Source organism: Flavobacterium sp. 38 (genome assembly GCF_057799715.1).
This window is the reverse complement of record NZ_JBYNWZ010000001.1, coordinates 763404-782987: the sequence shown is the minus strand read 5'-3', so window position 1 is coordinate 782987 and position 19584 is coordinate 763404. Positions and strand designations below refer to the sequence as shown.

Sequence of the window (19584 nt, the reverse complement as noted above, 5' to 3'; positions counted from 1 at the left end):
TGCCACGATTCATGAATTAATTTTCTATAAATTTTTAAAAAATTCGTGAATTCGTGGCTATTTTTTAAAACGTATAATTCAAAGCAAATCCAAAATCATTTGCTGCTGTTATATCATTTCTTATAACTGCGGGTTTAAATGCTAATCTTTCATCAACATTAAATTGAGACAATGCGGCATCAATATTCGCATCAATAATATTTAAAACGTAAAAACCGACCATAAACAAAGCAGACAAATCTCTGTTTCTTTGAAACTGTTTTTGCGCTGTTATTAATTGGCTTTCGCTTAACCTCGCCATATAATCCGAATCACTTGTTTTACCTTCCAATCTGTTTTTATATTCGTCTCTATACAAATTGTATTTTTTCTGGTTATCAATATACAAATAAGTACTCGTGCCAATTGCACCATAAACCAACGGAAGTTTCCAGTATTTTTTATTGTAAATCTGTCCCAAACCTGGCAAAACAGCCGAATAAAATGCCGCCTTCGCTGGACGAAGCGGGTCAATCTCAACTGATTTTAAAGAATCAGCGACAATTATTTTGTCTGTTTTCTGAGCTGATAGTGTAGTTATTCCAAATAATAAAAATGCAAAAAGAAGTCTATAAGGCATAAAAGTGGCTTTGAAAATTTTGATTCAAAGAAAACTTTTTAGTTCTAAGATTTTTCTTAAATGAAAGATAAATAAAACTTAAATTTTTTTTAGCCACGAATTGCTTCGCCTGTTCGCTTTCGCTCGAGTCACGAATTATTAAAAAAGCAATTCGTGAATTCGTGGCTATTTTTTTTATTCCTCAAACAACTCCATCAATTCCAGCGCACGTTTTATAGACTTCACATTTTCGAAAGTCAATAACAAACGTAAACCATTAACGGTTTGTTTTTCTTTCATTTTGCAGAGATTACTATGCTTTTGAACAAAGTTTAAAACATTTCTAAACTTTACAGACTGATAATAATCAGATTGTTGATCGGATACGAAATAACCAATCATTTTGCCTTGTTTCAAAACCAATTTCTCGATTCCGACTTTCGTAGCAATCCATTTTATTCTGATGCTGTTTAATAAAGCTGTTGCTTGTTTTGGCAATGGCCCGAAACGGTCGATTAGTTTTTTCTCGAATTCCTGTAAACCAGCTTCGTCTTTTATGGCACCCAATTCGTTGTATAAAACCAAACGTTCTGAAACGTTATTAATATATTCATCTGGAAACAACAATTCGAAATCGGCATCGATTTGAATGTCTTTTACGTATTCTTTCGTATCGATATCATTTTCTTCAGGATACAAATCTTTGAATTCGTTTTCCTTCAATTCTTCGATCGCTTCGTTCATGATTTTTTGGTACGTATCAAAACCAATTTCATTGATGAAACCACTTTGTTCACCACCTAATAAATCTCCTGCTCCACGAATCTCCAAATCTTTCATCGCAATATTGAAACCGCTTCCTAATTCGCTGAATTGCTCCAACGCTTGGATACGTTTTCTCGCATCTTCAGTCATTGACGAATACGGCGGACAGATAAAGTAACAAAATGCTTTTTTATTGCTTCGTCCTACTCGACCACGCATTTGATGCAAATCTGACAATCCGAAATTATTGGCATTATTAATAAAAATCGTGTTGGCATTCGGAACGTCCAATCCGCTTTCGATGATTGTGGTTGCGACTAGAACATCAAAATCTCCGTTCATAAAACCTAACATCAATTCTTCGAGTTTCGCGCCGTCCATTTGTCCGTGACCGATTCCGACTCTGGCATTTGGAACCAAACGCTGAATCATTCCTGCAACTTCTTTAATATTTTCGATTCGGTTATTAATAAAGAAAACCTGTCCGTTTCTTTGAATTTCATACGAAATCGCATCGCGGATGATTTCTTCATTAAAACCAACCACATTCGTTTCAATCGGATAACGATTTGGCGGAGGCGTTGTAATTACGGATAAATCTCGCGCCGCCATTAAGGAAAACTGCAAAGTTCTCGGAATTGGCGTCGCTGTCAATGTCAACGTATCGACATTTGCAGCAATGGTTTTCAATTTATCTTTTACGTTTACACCAAACTTTTGTTCCTCATCGACAATCAATAAACCAAGATCTTTAAAAACTACATTTTTATTGACCAACTGGTGTGTTCCAATAACAATATCCAGTTTTCCTTCGGCTAAATCTTTTAAAGTCTGTGTTTTTTGTTTTGCAGTCCTAAATCGGTTTAAGTAACCAATTGAAACTGGCATATCTTTTAAACGTTCTGAGAAAGTTCTAAAATGCTGATACGCCAAAATAGTCGTCGGCACTAAAACCGCAACTTGTTTGCTGTTATCAACCGCTTTAAAAGCAGCACGAATCGCAACCTCCGTTTTACCAAAACCAACGTCACCGCAAACCAAACGATCCATAGGGCGATCGCTTTCCATATCGGCTTTTACTTCAGCCGTCGATTTCATTTGGTCTGGTGTATCCTCATAAATAAACGAACTTTCTAATTCGTTCTGAAGATAACTGTCTGGCGCAAACTGAAACCCTTTTTCTAAACGACGTTTTGCATACAGCTGAATCAAATTGAATGCAATATGTTTAACGCGCGCTTTGGTCTTCTGTTTCAGAACTTTCCAAGCGTTCGATCCTAATTTATATATTTTCGGAGGCGTTCCGTCTTTTCCGTTGTATTTCGAAATTTTATGCAGCGAGTGAATGCTCACGTACACAATATCATTATCGGCATAAACCAATTTTATAGCTTCTTGTGTTTTACCTTCAACTTGAATTTTCTGCAATCCGCCAAACTTCCCGATTCCGTGATCGATATGTGTTACATAATCACCAACAGAAAGTGCGGTCAATTCTTTTAAAGTGATATTCTGCTTTTTAGAATAGCCATTTTTGATGTTGAATTTATGATAACGCTCAAAAATCTGGTGATCGGTATACGCCGTAATCTGATTTTCTTCGTCAATAAATCCTTGATACAAAGGCAATACAATCGTATGATATTGTTTTCTGATATTCTCCGAATTGGCTTCGTCTAAACTTTCAAAAATATCATGAAAACGTTTTGCCTGAGTATCATTCGAACAAAACAAATAATTCACATATCCGTTAAAATGATTTTCGCTCAGATTATTCATCAATAAATCAAATTGTTTATTGAAAGAAGGCTGAGGCTGAATATGAAATTCGAATTTTTTGGTCGTTTTATAAACCGGTCTTGAAGCCAATTCGACAACCGAAAAATCTAAAGAACGTTTTATAAAAGAAGCCTGATTCAAAAACAATTGTTCTGGCGTGGCATGTTTTATTTCTTTAGAAAGTTTCTCAAAAGCTTCTTCTGCCCTTGCAAATTGTCTATCTAATTGAGAAAAAAGCCCTTCGGTATTTTGAATAAAAAGAACGGTTTTTTCGGCGATATAATCTAAAAAGCTTTCGCGATTTTCCTGAAACAATTTGTTCTCCACATTCGGAATAATCGTAATTTTTTTATGCGTCTCAACCGATAATTGTGTTTCAACATCAAAAGTTCTGATGCTGTCTACTTCGTTTCCGAAAAACTCAATTCGGTACGGATGATCGTTTGAAAAAGAGAATACATCGACAATTCCTCCACGAACCGAAAATTCTCCAGGTTCTGTAATGAAATCAACTCTTTTAAATTCGTATTCAAACAAAACTTCATTGATAAAATCGATCGAAATTTTGTCGTTCAACGCTACTTTTAAAGTATTTTTATCGAGTTCTCTTCTCGTAACCACTTTTTCAAAAAGAGCTTCTGGATACGTGACAATTACGGCTGGTTTTTTTCTAGAATTAATTCTATTTAAAACCTCAGCACGAAGTAAAACATTGGCATTGTCGGTTTCATCAATTTGGTACGGACGGCGAAATGATGCAGGATAAAACAATACATCCTGCTCACCGATCATTTGTTCTAAATCGTTCAGGTAATAAGCCGCCTCTTCTTTGTTGTCTAAAACAATCAGAAAAGGCAGTTCAGTTTTCCTGAAAACGGAACGTATAATAAATGAAACAGCAGATCCTAACAATCCGCTGATGTTCATTTTTACTTGGTTACCTTCCAGTAAACTCGATGCAATCTGCTGTGCTTTTGGCAGATTATCGTATGTGGTATATAAGGCGTTTTTACTCAACTCTCGGTATATTTGGATCTATTGGCGGTGCCGAACTCGGAATCGCGCGTGCTGTGTCTAACATTCTAAGGAAATCGGCTTCTCCTTCTTCTTTCGGTATTTTGGCTTTTTCGACAATTTTATCCATTTGTCTTTCTAGCGAAATCAGCTCTTTATTGATTTCCTGTATCAAAAAAACCACTTTATCGTCTGGAATCTTACTCAAATGAATAAACAAATCCAGCATTTTAATTTTAGTAATTAGAATAGAAATTCGGCTTTTGATCTGCGGCTGATTAAACTGCGCAGGAATATTATTGTTCAAAGCCATTGCTTTTTTAGCAATAGCAGTAGATTTTTTCTGAAAGGCACCAATTGTTTTTCTTGGCTTATCGCCGATTTCTTTCATAAACTCACGCCATTCTGTCCAGGAATTCAATTGTGATTCTGAAATTTCATTAATGGGTTCGTCTAGAAAAGTCCAGCCTTTATTTATATTATTAAAAATAGCTTCTTTCTTTTTCGCTTCTTTTGCGTTTTCTGCAAGGCGTTTTTCATTTTCATTTTGGCAAGAAAATAACACAGTTGTCAAAAGCAGAAAAAGAGATATTTTGTATTTCATTTATTAAAATGTTAGGCTGCAAAGTTACGAAGTAAATTTACAAATATGAATTCTGATTTTATGCTAAAGATTCTATAAATCAAGGTTATTATTTTTGTCCTTTATGACGTGAAATAAGAAGATTTTTTTCGTTTTATTCTTCTTAAAAATGACCTTTTAAACCGAAAATAAAAAGGCACAAAGACACACCCCTCTAAAAGAGAATAATCCAACAAACAAACTTTTTAATTATTGAATTAATAATTTATTATTCAAAAAAACTCACGTAATTGCGAAAACGTTATATTTGTAAATCTAAAAATCATGAAAAAATGAATCCAAAAATATTGATCATTGGCGCTTGCGGTCAGATTGGAACGGAGCTGACTCAAAAGCTTCGCAAAATATACGGAACAGAGAATGTAATCGCTTCCGATATTCGAAAATTGAATACTGATGTTGTTAATTCAGGGCCTTTTGAGGTGGTCAATGCTTTAGATTTTAATCAGATCGAACATTTGGTAGAAGTGCATAAAATTACCGATGTCTATCTAATGGCTGCTCTTTTGTCTGCAACGGCTGAAAAAAATCCTGCTTTTGCTTGGGATTTGAATATGAATTCGCTTTTTCATGTTTTAAATTTAGCTAAAGCTAAAAAAATCCAGAAGATTTTCTGGCCTTCAAGTATTGCCGTTTTTGGCCCAACAACTCCAAAAGAAAACACACCTCAATATACTATAATGGAACCTTCAACAGTTTACGGAATCAGTAAACAAGCAGGTGAAAGATGGTGCGAGTACTATCATAATATTTATGGTGTTGATGTGCGCAGTATCCGTTACCCAGGTTTAATTAGCTGGTCAACTCCTCCAGGCGGTGGAACTACAGATTACGCTGTTGATATTTTCTATAAAGCGATTGCTGATAAAAAATATGAGTGTTTCTTATCTTCTGAAACCAAAATGCCAATGATGTATATGGATGATGCGATTGATGCAACAATCAATATTATGAAAGCACCTGTTGAAGAAATTAAAATACATTCTTCGTATAATTTGGCTGCAATGAGTTTTACTCCAACTGAAATTGCCGCTGAAATCAAAAAACATATTCCGGAATTTGAGATTACCTACAATCCAGATTTCCGTCAGAAAATTGCGGACAGCTGGCCAGCAAGTATTGACGATTCTTCTGCCAGAGAAGACTGGGGATGGAATCATAAATTTGATTTGGAATCTATGACAAAAGATATGATTGAGCATTTGAGTTAGATCTATTAAGCTCGATTTAATAAAATTTTTCAATTGCCTCCAGCTTTAGCTGGAGGTTTTTATTGTAAAAGCGAAAGGCTTTAGCCAAACTTAAAGTGTTCGGCTAAAGCCTTTTTCATGTTTGATTGTTTAACTCCAGCTAAAGCTGGAGGCTATTGAATTTTCTATTTGGCTTAAAAGTAAAAGTCCCGATTAAAATTTTAATCGGGACTTTTCTATTTTTTTATTTGAAGATTACTTCACTTCAAAAACGTTATTTGTCTGTTTTACATCAGCCATTAATCCGCTTGGATCGATAGTGATTTTTTTGATTGCCGTTTTGGCTTTATCAATTGTAAAACTATAGTTTTGCTGTGCCCAAGCCCAGTCTTCCAAAACTGTTCTTTTTTCGTTCGGGTTTGGATTTGGCTTAATAAAATTCATCATTCTCAACGGAATGTAGAATGTCTCAGAAGTTCCGTCTGTATAATCTACTTTTAAGTCAATTGGCATTGGCATTCTACCGATTCTTTCTAAAGAAACAGTTGTTTTTCCAGCATTATCTGCTACGTCTTTAATTCCGTAATCGATCGTATTTGTAGTTTGTGTCCAATCAATTAAATACCAATCTAACTCAGCTCCAGAAACTCTTTCAGCGCTTCTTTTAATATCATTTGGAGTTGGATGCTTGAATTTAAAATCGTTGAAATATCTGTGTAAAGTTGCATCAACGTTAGCTTTTCCGATTACATATTCTAACTGAGAAAGGAAAAGGCTTCCTTTTACATAAGAAGAAATACTGTACGGACGGTTTTCATCGTAACGATCTCCATGCGTTGTCTGCGGCTGTTCTTTACCAGAATTTACTAAACTATAATATGCTTTGTAATTTCCAACAAAAGGATTCACTTCTTTTTTGTCTCCTTTTAATTCGTTCAAAGCACTGTCTTCGATGTAAGTTGTAAAACCTTCGTCCATCCAAGGGTGTTTAGATTCGTTTGAAGCTAAAATGTGCTGGAACCAAGAGTGTCCTAATTCGTGCGTTGCAGTTCCCAAGATTCCTTCAAGAGTTCCGTTTCCTAACATTAAAGTACACATTGCATACTCCATTCCGCCATCTCCACCTTGAATAAATGAATATTGTTTGTATGGATAAGCTCCAACTCTTTGGTTGTAATATTCCATTACTTTCACCATTAACGGCTCTAACTGTTTCCAGTTTGCAGTCGTTTTTTCGTTGTTTTTGTAGAAGAAATGCAAATCTACATCGTTTGGTCCTTTTACAATATCATGCGTATATTCTTTGTCTGCAGCCCATGTAAAATCGTGAACGTTTGGTGCAATAAAATGCCATGTTAACGTTTTTTCTTTTTTAGGATAAGTAACCGTTACACCTGCATCTTGGTAACCGTGTCCGATAGAATTTTTGTCTTGCAAATATCCAGATCCACCAATTGTATAATCTTTATCGATTGTAATTTTTACGTCGAAATTACCCCAAACACCGTGAAATTCTCTCGCGATGTATGGATCTGCGTGCCATCCTTCGAAATCAAATTCGGCTAATTTTGGATACCATTGAGACATAGAAAGCTCTACTCCTTCAGAATTGTTTCTTCCAGAACGACGAATCTGTACTGGAACTTGTCCGTCAAAATCTAATGTAAAAGTCGTTTTAGAATTTGGCAGAATTGGTTTTGCCAAAGTCACTTCTAAGATTGTTCCTGAAACTCTTGTTTGAGCAACAGCACCATCTTGTTTGAAATTTGTAATTTTCAAATAACCAATTTCGTTTGGTTTTAAAGTTTCAATACGGCTTTGTTTTACTTCTTTTCCGTCTGCTCCTTTTACTTTGTTAACCATTCTTCCGTCTGGATCTTTAATAAAATGAAGACGTGCATCCATTTCGCTTCCTGGCTGAAAAGCATTTGGAAACAAATGATAGAATACTTTTTTTAGTGTATCAGAAGAGTTGTTGGTATAAACCAATTCTTGTTTTCCTTTGTACTGATAGTTTTTTACATCCATCGAAACTTCCATTTTATAGTCAGCGTGCTGCTGCCAATATGGGGCGCTTTGCGCGAAAGCCGAGTTAAAACCTAAGCTTAGGAAAGAAAGTAAAATAATTTTTCGCATGTTTATATGTAATAGAAAATGGAAGAGCGCGAACTCTTCCATTGGATTAATCGTTTAATGTTGCTTATTTTTTAGACATCTTTTCAGCCATTAATAAAGCATTGTAAGCATTTACCATCTTCGCTGTTTTTGATGATTCTACAGAAGAAACGGCAGCTGGTTTCTCTCCAGGATTTTCGCTTTTACCTAAAACAACTGTTGAAGGAAGTGCTACACCAGAATCCATCAAAATCTTTTTAACCTGTGCGGCTTTTAATTTTGGATAGTAAGAGCGAATCAAAGCCGCAACACCCGCAGCATTTGGAGATGCCATTGATGTTCCTTGTAAATATTTGTATTTGTTGTTTGGAACTGTTGCATAAATTTCTTCACCTGGAGCAAAAACGTCTACGTTTATTTTTCCGAAGTTTGAAAATGATGCTACAACTGTTTCTCCATACGATTTATTAATCGCTCCAATGGTGATTAAATTATCTGCAAATTCTTTTACGTTGTCTTGAGAATCGTTTGGATAATTGATGTTTTTTGTTTCGTCAATATTGTAACCGTCGTTACCCGCAGCGTGAACAATTAAAACGTCTTTTTTAGCTGCATACTTAATCGCATCGTAAACCCAGTCTTTGTGCGGAGAAAAGCTTTTTCCGAAACTTCCGTTGATTACTTTTGCCCCATTGTCTACTGCGTAACGAATTGCTAAAGCAATATCTTTATCATATTCGTCTCCGTCTGGAACGGCTCTAACTGTCAAAATTTCAACATTTGTCGCTACTCCGTCCCCACCTAAATTATTACCGCGAATTTGCGCAATAATTCCAGCAACGTGAGTTCCGTGTAATGCTTTTTCTTTATCTGGACCGAATACTACGTTATTTCCATATTTAGTACCTTTAATATCGTCTGGATTATCTCCTACGATTTTTCTTCCGTCAAAATCTTTATTTAAGTTGTATTTTAACTGCTCTTCAACCTGATCGCTATACTCTTTTAATTCTTCTTCTGGATTAAAAGTTGGGCCAGCATTTGTAAAAATCTGAGTCATAACCGCCTTACTTCTTGCCACTTTTGGATCTGTAGAAGTAATTGCACTTAAATCTTCGATTTTATAATCTGTCTTATTAAGTTCTTTTTTTATGGTATTATGAACTTCCATTAAAAAATCTGCTTGCTGTTTATCTTGAAGCGCTTCTTCGTATTTCTCTGTAAATTGTGCTAGAGCAGCTTTGTATTCTGCAGAACCGTCATCGGCTTTTTTCACGATACGAGTCATTTCCAGATTTTCGTGAACAGCATCTCCAAGGAAATTCCATCCGTGAACATCATCAATAAATCCGTTTTTATCATCATCGATTCCGTTTCCTGGAATTTCTTTTGCATTCGTCCAGATCATTCCCTGAAGATCTTCGTGCTCGATATCTACACCAGAATCTACAATTCCTACGATTACTTTTACGCCTTTTTTACCTTGCAATAATTCAGCGTAAGCTTTATCAACACTCATTCCTGGAATTGAATCTTTTATTAGATCAAGATGACTCCATCTTTTTAATTCATTTTCGCTAAGGGGAGCTTTTTTTACAACTGCTGCAGGAGCTTTGATAAACTCTTTTGAAGTGGAAACCTGCGCTTGAACTGTAGCACTACATCCTGCTAAAACAAGCAATGCAAAAGCAGATAATTTGAGGGGTTTTATATGATTCATTTATGTGTGATATTTAAGTAAAGTTAAAAGATGGGTCTAAATTATGCTTTTTTGTTACAAAAAACTAACTGTTAACACTGTGTTATGAAATTTTGATGTAAAATGCTTAAACTATAATATTTACAAACATTAAAATACCAAATGAATGTTGTAAGATTAATAATCGCAAATATATTTTGAGTGAATTATTTCTTTTTAAACTGTAAAAAAATCAACAAATAATACAGTCGTTACGTCTTCCCGTAAGGTTTATCCATTTAATTGACTTACACTTGCGCGACCTAATTCTAAACTTTTTCTATGAAAGCAAAACTACTCTTATTGCTGTTACTGGCAAATTTTTCTATTTATGCCCAACAATACACTAAGATTCCCGATCCTAATTTCGAGAAATTCTTAATTAATGAAAAATACGATTCAGGAACTCCTGACGGACAGGTTTTAACCGCAAACATTTCTGCCATAAAAACATTAAATGTAAACGGATTAAATATTAGCGACTTAACTGGAATTCAAGACTTCAAAGCATTGACCCAGCTAATTTGTTCTTTTAACAATTTAACTTCTCTTGATGTTTCTCAAAATACATCACTTACAATTCTAAATTGTTTTTCTAACAAAATAACAAGTTTAAATCTTTCGAAAAATACGTCTTTAGATAATTTAAATTGTGCTAGTAATTTACTAACTGCTTTAGATATATCGGCAATTACTTACATAAGAACTGTAAACTGCTATGATAACAAGCTTAAAGCTTTAAATCTTGCAAACAATATTAATCTAAGTAGCCTTAACTGTTCTGCAAATGATTTTACAAATGGGCTAAATCTTTTTAAGAATCCTTATTTGACATTTTTAAACTGTAATTTCAGCAATTTAACTAGTTTAGATCTTTCAGAAAATAAATCTTTACAGTTATTAAATTGTCAAGGAAATAGTTTGAAGACATTGGATCTTTCAAACAATATTGCGCTTACATTTGTAGACTGCAGTTCGAATCAATTAAAAAGTTTAAATTTAAAAAATGGAAAAAACACCATTTTAACTACTACTTCTACTTTTAAAAACAATTCAAACTTAAGCTGTATTCAGGTTGATAATGAAGTTACTGCAACGGCAAACTGGGCAAATCTAAAAGATGCCGCGGCTGTTTATAACACCGATTGCAGTATAGAAGTTCCGAGCACATCTATTCCCGATATCAATTTTGAAAAGAAATTAATTGCTTTAGGCATAGATTCGGGTACGCCAGACGGTAAAGTTCCTACTAGTAAAATCAATAAACTCACCAGTTTAGATGTATCATCGAGTTCGATTACTGACTTAACTGGTCTTCAAGATTTTGTTTCGTTAACATATTTTGTAAATATGTACAACAATACGCCTACTGTAGATCTTTCTAAAAACGTTAATTTAACTTTTTTTCGTTGTGAAAGGAGCAACATTGAAAATTTAAATGTTTCTCAAAACACAAAATTAACTCAATTAATGTTCGGAGATAATAAAATTAAAAGCGTAGATCTTTCTAAATTGACTGAGCTGAGAGAATTATATTGCTATTCTAATGCACTGACAAATATCGACTTGTCGAGTAATGTTAAATTACAAACATTATACATTTATGAGAATCAGCTAACCAAATTAGACCTTAGCAAAAATGTCGCTTTAACATATGTAAATGCTAGATCAAATAGATCATTAACAGAATTAAACTTAAAAAACGGGCAAAATACTCTAATCAAAAAAGGCAGCCTTATTGCAACTGAAAATACTAGTCTATATTGCATTACGGTTGATGATGTCGATTATGCTAATACAAACTGGAGCACGGGAAAAGACATATCTGTTGATTTTACTTTAACTTGTTCTGAACCAGAATATACTCTTATTCCAGATGTAGAATTTGAAAAGAAGCTAATATACAACGGATTAGACGTGGTACAGGATGGTAAAGTGCTAACAAAGAAAATAGCTAACGCTGAGTATTTAAACATTGATGATGCTCCTATTACAGACCTAACAGGATTGGAAGTTTTTTCGAATTTAAAAAGATTATACTGTAGCGGTATAAAGACAAAAAATATTAATCTTAGTGCTAACACCAAGTTAACCGAATTAAGCTGTACTTCAAATAATTTGGATTCTATAGATTTGTCTGCTCTTGTAAATTTAAAAACATTAAATCTTTACAATAATAAATTCACAGAAATTAATGTTTCTAAAAATCTGGCACTAGAGAGCATTTATGTCCACAGAAACAATTTTACATCAATTGATTTTAGTGCCAATAAAGCTTTATCTGCAATTTCTTGCGATTACAATCCGATAACAAAAATTAATGTTTCCGAAAATACTGCTTTAAAATATCTAAATTGTTCAAGCACGGCAATTACAAGTTTGGATGTAAGAAACAATCCAGCACTTTTAAGTTTAGATCTTAAATATAATAGAATAACTACGATAGATCTTTCTAAAAATCCAGAATTATCAAGCTTAAACTTGGCTCAAAATCCAATAGTTTCTTTAGACTTAAAAAACAATAAAAAACTAACCAATTTAGATTGTTCGGGCAGTTATTATAGTTCTGCCAATGGTGGTTCAGGTTTGTTAACTTCTCTTGATCTAACAAATAATGTACTTTTAACTAATTTAAATTGTTCAGCAAATCAATTATCTACACTTGATTTAACATCTAACACTAAGCTTCAATATTTTTATGCTTTCGGAAACATCCTTACCACTTTAGATCTTTCTAAAAATACTGATTTAGTATATGTTTCCGTAAACAGCAACAAATTAAAAAGTCTGAACTTAAAGAACGGAAATAACACTAAAATTACTTCATTTGAAGTAACAACTAACCCTTCATTAAGCTGTCTAGAAGTAGATGATGTTGCATATTCTACTGCAAATTGGACCAAAAAAGATGCTGCAGCAAGCTATAGCACTAATTGCGCTTACAGCACAGCTATTCCTGATCCTAAATTTGAAGACAAATTAATTGCTCTTGGAATTGATTCGGGCGCAAGAGACGGAAAAGTTCTTACTGCTAATATTGCTTATTTAACATCATTAGATATTTCAAATGCTGAAATTACTGATTTAACTGGTATTGAAGATTTTGCTAGCTTAGAATCGCTTTTAGCTAATGAAAACAATTTGACTAAAATAGATGTTTCTAAGAATTTAAAATTAAACAGTTTAAGTGTTGCCAAAAATAAATTGACACAATTAAATTTATACAGCAATGGCGCTCTTCAATCTCTTATCTGCAACGATAATGAGCTTACATCTTTAGATTTATCAAAAAATAAAAATCTATTTGCGGTTTATTGCCCTAACAACAAACTTCGTTCTTTAAATTTAAAAAACGGAAACAATATTGCTTCTGATGGGCCAGGTGTTAAAAATTTCACCAACAATCCTAATTTAACTTGCATTCAGGTAGATGATGAAACTTATGCTAATTCAAAATGGAGCGCATTTAAAGATGCTACAGCTTCATACAGTACAAGTTGTGAATATTCGACAGCAATTCCTGATCCTAAATTTGAAGACAAATTAATTGCTCTTGGAATTGATTCGGGTGCAAGAGATGGAAAAGTTGCTACCGCAAAAATTATTGAAATTACATCTTTGAATATTGATAAAGCTGAGATTTCGGATTTAACAGGACTTCAAGATTTTATATCATTAAAAGAATTATCTGCTAGAAATAACTTAATTAAAGAATGGGATTTTTCTAAAAATACTACTTTGACTAATTTAGATGTAAGTATAAACAAATTCACATCTTTAAATGTTTCTAAAAATACTCCTCTGAAAATATTGTCTTGTGGCAATAACTCGATTTCTAGTCTAGATGTGACACAAAATACTAATTTGAACTATTTAACATTTGAAGGAAATAAAATTGAATCTATAGATTTATCTCAAAATAAAGAGCTTATTTTTCTAGAAGCTGGAAGTGGCTTATTGAAAAGTTTGGACATTTCTAAAAATCCAAAAATCTATTATTTAAACTGTTATAATAGCGCTCAACTACAAACATTGAATCTGCAAAATGGCAATAATGCTTTGATGAAAAATGGTTATGTGTCATTTTCAAACAATCCAAAATTGTACTGTATTCTTGTTGATGATGTAATATACGCTAATGCAAACTGGGCAAATAGAAAAGATGCTACAGCAACTTATAACACAGAATGTACTGGCGAATTGTTTTTACCTTCTTACAATTTTACTGTTGAGACTAAAGGAGAATCTTGTTTAGGAGAAAATAATGGAGAAATTAGCATCGTTGCACAAGCTTCATTTGCTTACAAAGCTATCATTAACGATAAAGCTTACACTTTTACAAATAACAGTCTAAAAGTTGCAGCATTGTCTCCTGGAGTTTACGCGATTAAGATTACAATTCCTGAAATGATTTTCGAACAGAATTTTAATGTAACTATTCAAAAAGGAGCAACTATTACAGGAAAATCTAATGTATCTGCAAAAAATGTAGAAGTTGAAATTACGGAAGGAACAGCTCCATTTACAGTATTTGTTGACGGCGCAGAGCAATTCCAAACAACAGATGCTAATTTTACAGTTGCTTTGGATAAAGCTGGATTGGTTGAAGTAGCAACTGCAAAAGCTTGTGAAGGCGTGTATGCTAAAAAAGTTACTTCTTATGAATTAGGAACTACTCTTGCGGCTTATCCAAACCCTACTTCTGGTAGTATCGAAATCGAAATTCCGAGCACTAAAACTGAAGTTGCAATTGAATTATACAATTTTGGTGGTCAAGTAGTTTCTCAAGGAACTTATAACATTGAAAGCGGAAAAGCTATTTTAAATCTTGAAAAATTACCTTCAGGAATTTATGCTGCTAAAATCAATTTAGAAACTCCGGAATACGTTAAAATCATAAAAAAATAAAAAATGAAGAATTCTATATACCTTTCAATAATCTGTTTAGTATTTGCAGCCTGTGGAAGCGGAGGTGGAGATGATCCAGTTGCGCCTGCGCCAGTAAATACTGCTCCTACAGCACCTGTTTTAACAATTCCTGCAGATAATAAATTATGTTTGGACAACAATGTTTCTTTTCAATGGAATGCTTCAACAGATGAGCAAAAAGATGCGATTGTTTATCAAATCCAAATCGCAAAAGATAACGGATTTACTCAAATTATGAGCACATTAGACAATTCTTCTCTTTCTACAAGCGCTTTGGCATTAGAGAAAAACACTGCTTATTACTGGAGAGTCAAAGCAACAGACGCTAAAGGATTAGCTAGTGCTTATTCATCTACTTTTAAGTTTTATACTGCCGGTACAGCTGTTGTGAATCATTTACCTTTTGCACCAGAATTGGTTTCTCCTGTATTAAACGCAGCAATCGGTACCTCTTCTGCAAACTTAACGTGGAAAGCTTCTGATGTTGATACTGCTGATATTCTTACTTATGACATTTATTTTGGAACAGCAAATCCACCAACGGCAAAAGTAAGCGAGAATGCAAGTTCAAAATCATTTGAAGTTGCGCTTCAATCGACTACGCAGTATTACTGGAGAATTGTTGTAAAAGACAATAAAGGTGGTGAAACCGTAGGTCAGGTTTGGAAATTCAAGACAAATTAGACTTAAAAATTACAATTAGTTAAAACCCAAAAAATCCCATTTTCATTCAGTTGAAAATGGGATTTTTTACATTTTGAGTATTATGATTAAAGAATCTCTTCACAGGTAAAAACCTCTTTTAATCGAACACCTTTTTCGGTATGTTCAACCGTTATAATCTGATTGTACGCATCGTGTTCTAGAAACAAATAATGATTCTGATCTGCTGCTGCATTCAAAAATTTTGATTTTTCTGGCATAGTTAACAACGGTCTTGTATCGTAACCCATAACATACGGAAGCGGAATATGTCCGGCTGTAGCCAATAAATCGGCACAAAAAACAATCGTTTTGTCTTTGTATTTAATGTACGGAATCATTTGCTTTTCGGTATGTCCGTCTACATAGTAAATGTCGAAACCTAATTCTTTTGAGAAACCAAAGTCAGAATCAGGTCTTTCAATAAAATTCAATTGTCCGCTTTCCTGCATTGGCAGGATATTTTCTGCTAAGAAAGAAGCTTTTTCACGCGTATTTGGTTTAATTGCCCATTCCCAATGATTTTCGTTTGTCCAAAACTTAGCATTTTTAAACGCTGGCTCATAACCCGTTTTATCCGAATTCCACTGAACGCTTCCGCCGCAATGGTCAAAATGAAGATGCGTCATAAAAACATCTGTTATATCATCTCGGTTAAAACCATATTTTGCTAAAGATTTATCTAACGAATGAGATCCCCAAAGCGAGTAATATCCAAAGAATTTTTCAGATTGCTTATCGCCCATTCCCGTGTCAATCAAAATAAGACAATTTCCATCTTCTATCAGTAAACAGCGCGCAGCAATATCGATAAGATTATTAGCGTCGGCAGGATTAGTTTTATTCCAAATCGTTTTAGGAACAACGCCAAACATAGCGCCTCCGTCTAACTTAAAATTTCCAGATTCTATTGGGTAAAGTTTCATGAGAATGATTTTCTAAAACAACAAAGCTAGAAAATTCAAACTCCTTTTGCTAAAATTTAAGGTTAAAAACTTTTGGCTACTCTAATGTTACTGAAGTGCTTCCCATTATTTCCTGTTTATCAAAATAATTTACAAAGTAAGTTCCTTTCTTAAACTGATCTGCATTTAAAATTCCGTAAGCATTTAACGATTTTCCTTGAAAATCGGCGCTGACAATAAAACTATACACCAACGCTTTATCATTCCCAAACTCAATCAATTTATTGTCTCCTAAAACCGTGTTTTTATGATCTAAAACCTGAACATAAAAAACTCTTCTTCCTGTTTTTGCAACCGCATTTCCGTTAACTGTAAAACTAATTTTAAGCTTTTTGGTATTCTTTGCCTTTGTAGTTTCAAATTCTGCTCCTGAGCTTTTTTCGCGAAGCGCAACAGCTTTAAAATTGCTCAAATAAAGCCTTGAAGCATCTTTTAAAGTCGATTCTAATTTCTTTTGTTTAGAAATCAAAGTATCATTTTCTGCCTTTTGCTTATACATGACCACGTTCTGACTTTCAATTTCTGTCAATAAATTTTTATTCTGCGATTTCAATTTTTTAATCTCCGTCACTTTACTTTCCAATGAAGATTTCAGACCAAAAAGCTGATTTCTATAAATTCGAATTTGATCTGCAGACGGATTTTGCGAAACTTTAATGATTTCCATTAAACTTTCTACATTTCTGCGCTCTAATTCTAATTCTTTAGACAAAGCTGTTTTTTCTAAAATAGCCTGATCATACGCTTCTTTCAATACATTCAAAGAATCTAAAATATCTTTTTGTTCGCTTGTTTCTCTACTTTCAGATGAAATTGTATTTACTATACTTTTATTTCCAGCTTCACTTTCAATCGCATCATTCTCATTACTAAAAACTAAAGCTACAGCACCTATTCCTAAAACAAAAATTAAAGCAAACAAGGGCTTAAACCACTTAATTTCATTTTGTTTATTCATAATTACTTATAATTTTCTGCAAAAATATTGAATAAAAAACGACTATAATCAGTAGAAATACTTGTTTTTTAACATTTACAAGCGATATTTGCAGCTTTAATTCTAAAAAAAAAGTTTTTTTTAATCGGAGCTGTTTCCAAGGTCTATTTAACAAAATAAGTAATATCTATTTTCTCATTTGTTATAATAATGTGAACCGCTATGGAAAAAGGTTTTTAAGTCGTATCTTTGCAGATAATTTCATTTCTGCATTGACATACAGCACTTTAAAATGTACTAATTTAATTACTTTTTAAAGATTAATTAAAGGAATGTTGAAAAGATAAATACTAAAAAACAATGATAAAAGTTTCTGATACAGCCAAAAAGAAAATCATCGACTTAATGACAGATGATGGTTTTGACGCTGCGCACGACTATGTTAGAGTAGGTGTAAAAAGCGGCGGATGCTCTGGTTTGTCTTATGATTTAAAATTTGACAAAACTAAGGGTGACGATGACAAAATTTTCGTAGATAACGACATACAAATTGCAGTTGAAAAAAAATCATTTCTTTATTTAGCCGGAACAATTCTTGAATTTTCGGGCGGATTAAACGGAAAAGGGTTTGTTTTCAATAACCCGAATGCAAGCAGAACTTGTGGTTGCGGAGAGTCATTCTCACTATAATTAAAGCTAAAAAAATCGTAAAGTAGAAATTTAATTTTTACTTGATATTAAATAAAATAATGAGCAAATACACCGAAGACGATTTAAAAATCGAACTGGAAACTAAAGAATACGAATACGGATTTTATACCAATATAGAGTCTGAAACATTTCCTGTGGGCTTAAACGAAGATATCGTAAGAGCCATTTCTCTTAAAAAAGAAGAGCCAGAGTGGATGACCGACTGGCGTATTGAAGCTTTCCGCGCATGGAAGGAAATGATCGAACCAGAATGGGCAAATGTTCAATACGAAAAACCAGATTTTCAGGCTATTTCGTATTATTCTGCTCCAAAACAAGTAGATCCTAATAAAACTTTGGATGATGTTGATCCAGAATTATTAGAAATGTACAAAAAATTGGGAATCTCTGTAGACGAACAAAAAAAGATGAACAATATCGCAATGGATATTGTAGTCGACTCAGTTTCTGTAGCTACAACTTTCAAGAAAACTTTGGCAGAAAAAGGAATTATTTTCTGTCCGATTTCTGAGGCTATCAAAGAGCATCCAGAATTAGTTAAAAAATATTTAGGTACAGTTGTTCCTCAGAAAGATAACTTCTACGCTGCTTTAAACTCAGCTGTTTTCTCTGACGGAAGTTTCTGCTACATTCCAAAAGGCGTAAAATGTCCGATGGAACTTTCAACCTATTTCAGAATCAATCAAGCAGGAACTGGACAATTCGAAAGAACTTTGGTTATTGCTGATGAAGGAAGCTACGTTTCTTACCTTGAAGGATGTACAGCTCCAAGTCGTGACGAAAACCAATTACACGCTGCTGTAGTTGAATTAATCGCTTTGGATGATGCTGAAATTAAATATTCAACAGTTCAAAACTGGTTTCCAGGAAACAAAGAAGGTAAAGGTGGAGTTTTCAACTTCGTAACTAAAAGAGGTTTATGCGAAACTAACGCTAAAATTTCGTGGACGCAAGTTGAAACAGGTTCTGCTGTAACTTGGAAATATCCTTCTTGTGTACTTAAAGGAGATAATTCAGTAGGAGAATTTTATTCTATTGCTGTTACTAATAATTTCCAACAAGCTGATACCGGAACAAAAATGATCCATTTAGGAAAAAACACTAAATCGACTATTATTTCTAAAGGTATTTCTGCAGGAAAATCACAAAACAGTTACCGTGGATTAGTGCAGATTTCTCCGAGAGCAGAAAATGCAAGAAACTTTTCTCAATGTGATTCTCTTTTAATGGGTAATAACTGTGGAGCGCATACTTTTCCTTATATCGAAAGTAAAAATCCATCGGCAAAAATTGAGCACGAAGCAACGACAAGCAAAATTGGAGAAGATCAAGTTTTCTATTGCAACCAAAGAGGTATCCCGACTGAAAAAGCGATTGCCTTAATTGTAAACGGTTTCAGTAAAGATGTCTTGAACAAACTTCCAATGGAATTTGCAGTTGAAGCTCAGAAATTATTAGAGATTTCTCTTGAAGGTTCTGTAGGTTAATAAAAACAAAA

12 protein-coding genes are annotated in these 19584 nt (G+C 33.7%); 5 read left to right on the top strand and 7 right to left on the bottom strand.

Annotation, left to right across the window (positions count from 1 at the left end; translation table 11 throughout):
- Positions 1-64: 64 nt before the first annotated feature.
- The 3 genes from AC3E9W_RS03385 to AC3E9W_RS03375 all read right to left on the bottom strand — a co-directional run bounded on the left by AC3E9W_RS03385 (position 65) and on the right by AC3E9W_RS03375 (position 4760).
- Entirely contained in the window at positions 65-619 is a 555-nt protein-coding gene (locus tag AC3E9W_RS03385; protein ID WP_488766882.1) for a DUF5683 domain-containing protein, read from the bottom strand.
- Positions 620-793: 174 nt separating this feature from the next.
- Positions 794-4159, bottom strand: coding sequence for a transcription-repair coupling factor (gene mfd / locus AC3E9W_RS03380; protein WP_488766880.1), 3366 nt, complete (start codon positions 4157-4159; stop codon positions 794-796).
- The gene (locus tag AC3E9W_RS03375) at positions 4152-4760 is read right to left on the bottom strand and encodes a hypothetical protein (protein ID WP_488766878.1); all 609 of its coding nucleotides are present in this window, start codon (positions 4758-4760) and stop codon (positions 4152-4154) included. Before AC3E9W_RS03375 ends, mfd begins: the two co-directional genes overlap by 8 nt.
- Positions 4761-5071: 311 nt before the next feature.
- On the opposite strand from AC3E9W_RS03375, the gene AC3E9W_RS03370 reads away from it, so the two are divergent.
- Complete coding sequence (locus AC3E9W_RS03370) at positions 5072-6010, top strand: L-threonine 3-dehydrogenase (protein ID WP_488766876.1); 939 nt, start codon at positions 5072-5074, stop codon at positions 6008-6010.
- A gap of 234 nt (positions 6011-6244) precedes the next feature.
- On the opposite strand, the gene AC3E9W_RS03365 is transcribed toward AC3E9W_RS03370, so the two are convergent.
- Positions 6245-8125, bottom strand: a complete 1881-nt coding sequence (locus AC3E9W_RS03365; protein ID WP_488766874.1) for a M1 family metallopeptidase — start codon at positions 8123-8125, stop codon at positions 6245-6247.
- Between the two features lie 64 nt (positions 8126-8189).
- Positions 8190-9824, bottom strand: coding sequence for a S8 family peptidase (locus AC3E9W_RS03360; RefSeq protein ID WP_488766873.1), 1635 nt, complete (start codon positions 9822-9824; stop codon positions 8190-8192).
- Between the two features lie 300 nt (positions 9825-10124).
- Between AC3E9W_RS03360 and AC3E9W_RS03355 the strand changes: the two genes are divergently transcribed.
- Positions 10125-14750, top strand: a complete 4626-nt coding sequence (locus tag AC3E9W_RS03355) for a T9SS type A sorting domain-containing protein (protein ID WP_488766871.1) — start codon at positions 10125-10127, stop codon at positions 14748-14750.
- 3 nt (positions 14751-14753) lie between these two features.
- Entirely contained in the window at positions 14754-15455 is a 702-nt protein-coding gene (locus AC3E9W_RS03350; RefSeq protein ID WP_488766870.1) for a glycoside hydrolase family 78 protein, read from the top strand.
- Between the two features lie 86 nt (positions 15456-15541).
- Here the strand turns inward: AC3E9W_RS03350 and AC3E9W_RS03345 are convergent, their stop codons facing one another.
- Complete coding sequence (locus AC3E9W_RS03345; RefSeq protein ID WP_488766868.1) at positions 15542-16399, bottom strand: MBL fold metallo-hydrolase; 858 nt, start codon at positions 16397-16399, stop codon at positions 15542-15544.
- A 76-nt stretch (positions 16400-16475) separates the two neighbouring features.
- Positions 16476-17396 carry a hypothetical protein gene (locus AC3E9W_RS03340; RefSeq protein WP_488766866.1) on the bottom strand — a complete coding sequence of 307 codons (921 nt, stop codon included), beginning with the start codon at positions 17394-17396 and terminating at the stop codon, positions 16476-16478.
- Positions 17397-17735: 339 nt separating this feature from the next.
- Between AC3E9W_RS03340 and AC3E9W_RS03335 the strand changes: the two genes are divergently transcribed.
- Together AC3E9W_RS03335 and sufB are read left to right on the top strand one after the other, a co-directional pair.
- The gene (locus AC3E9W_RS03335) at positions 17736-18065 is read left to right on the top strand and encodes a HesB/IscA family protein (protein WP_026727150.1); all 330 of its coding nucleotides are present in this window, start codon (positions 17736-17738) and stop codon (positions 18063-18065) included.
- A 59-nt stretch (positions 18066-18124) separates the two neighbouring features.
- Positions 18125-19573, top strand: a complete 1449-nt coding sequence (gene sufB / locus AC3E9W_RS03330) for a Fe-S cluster assembly protein SufB (protein ID WP_306154500.1) — start codon at positions 18125-18127, stop codon at positions 19571-19573.
- Positions 19574-19584: the final 11 nt, after the last annotated feature.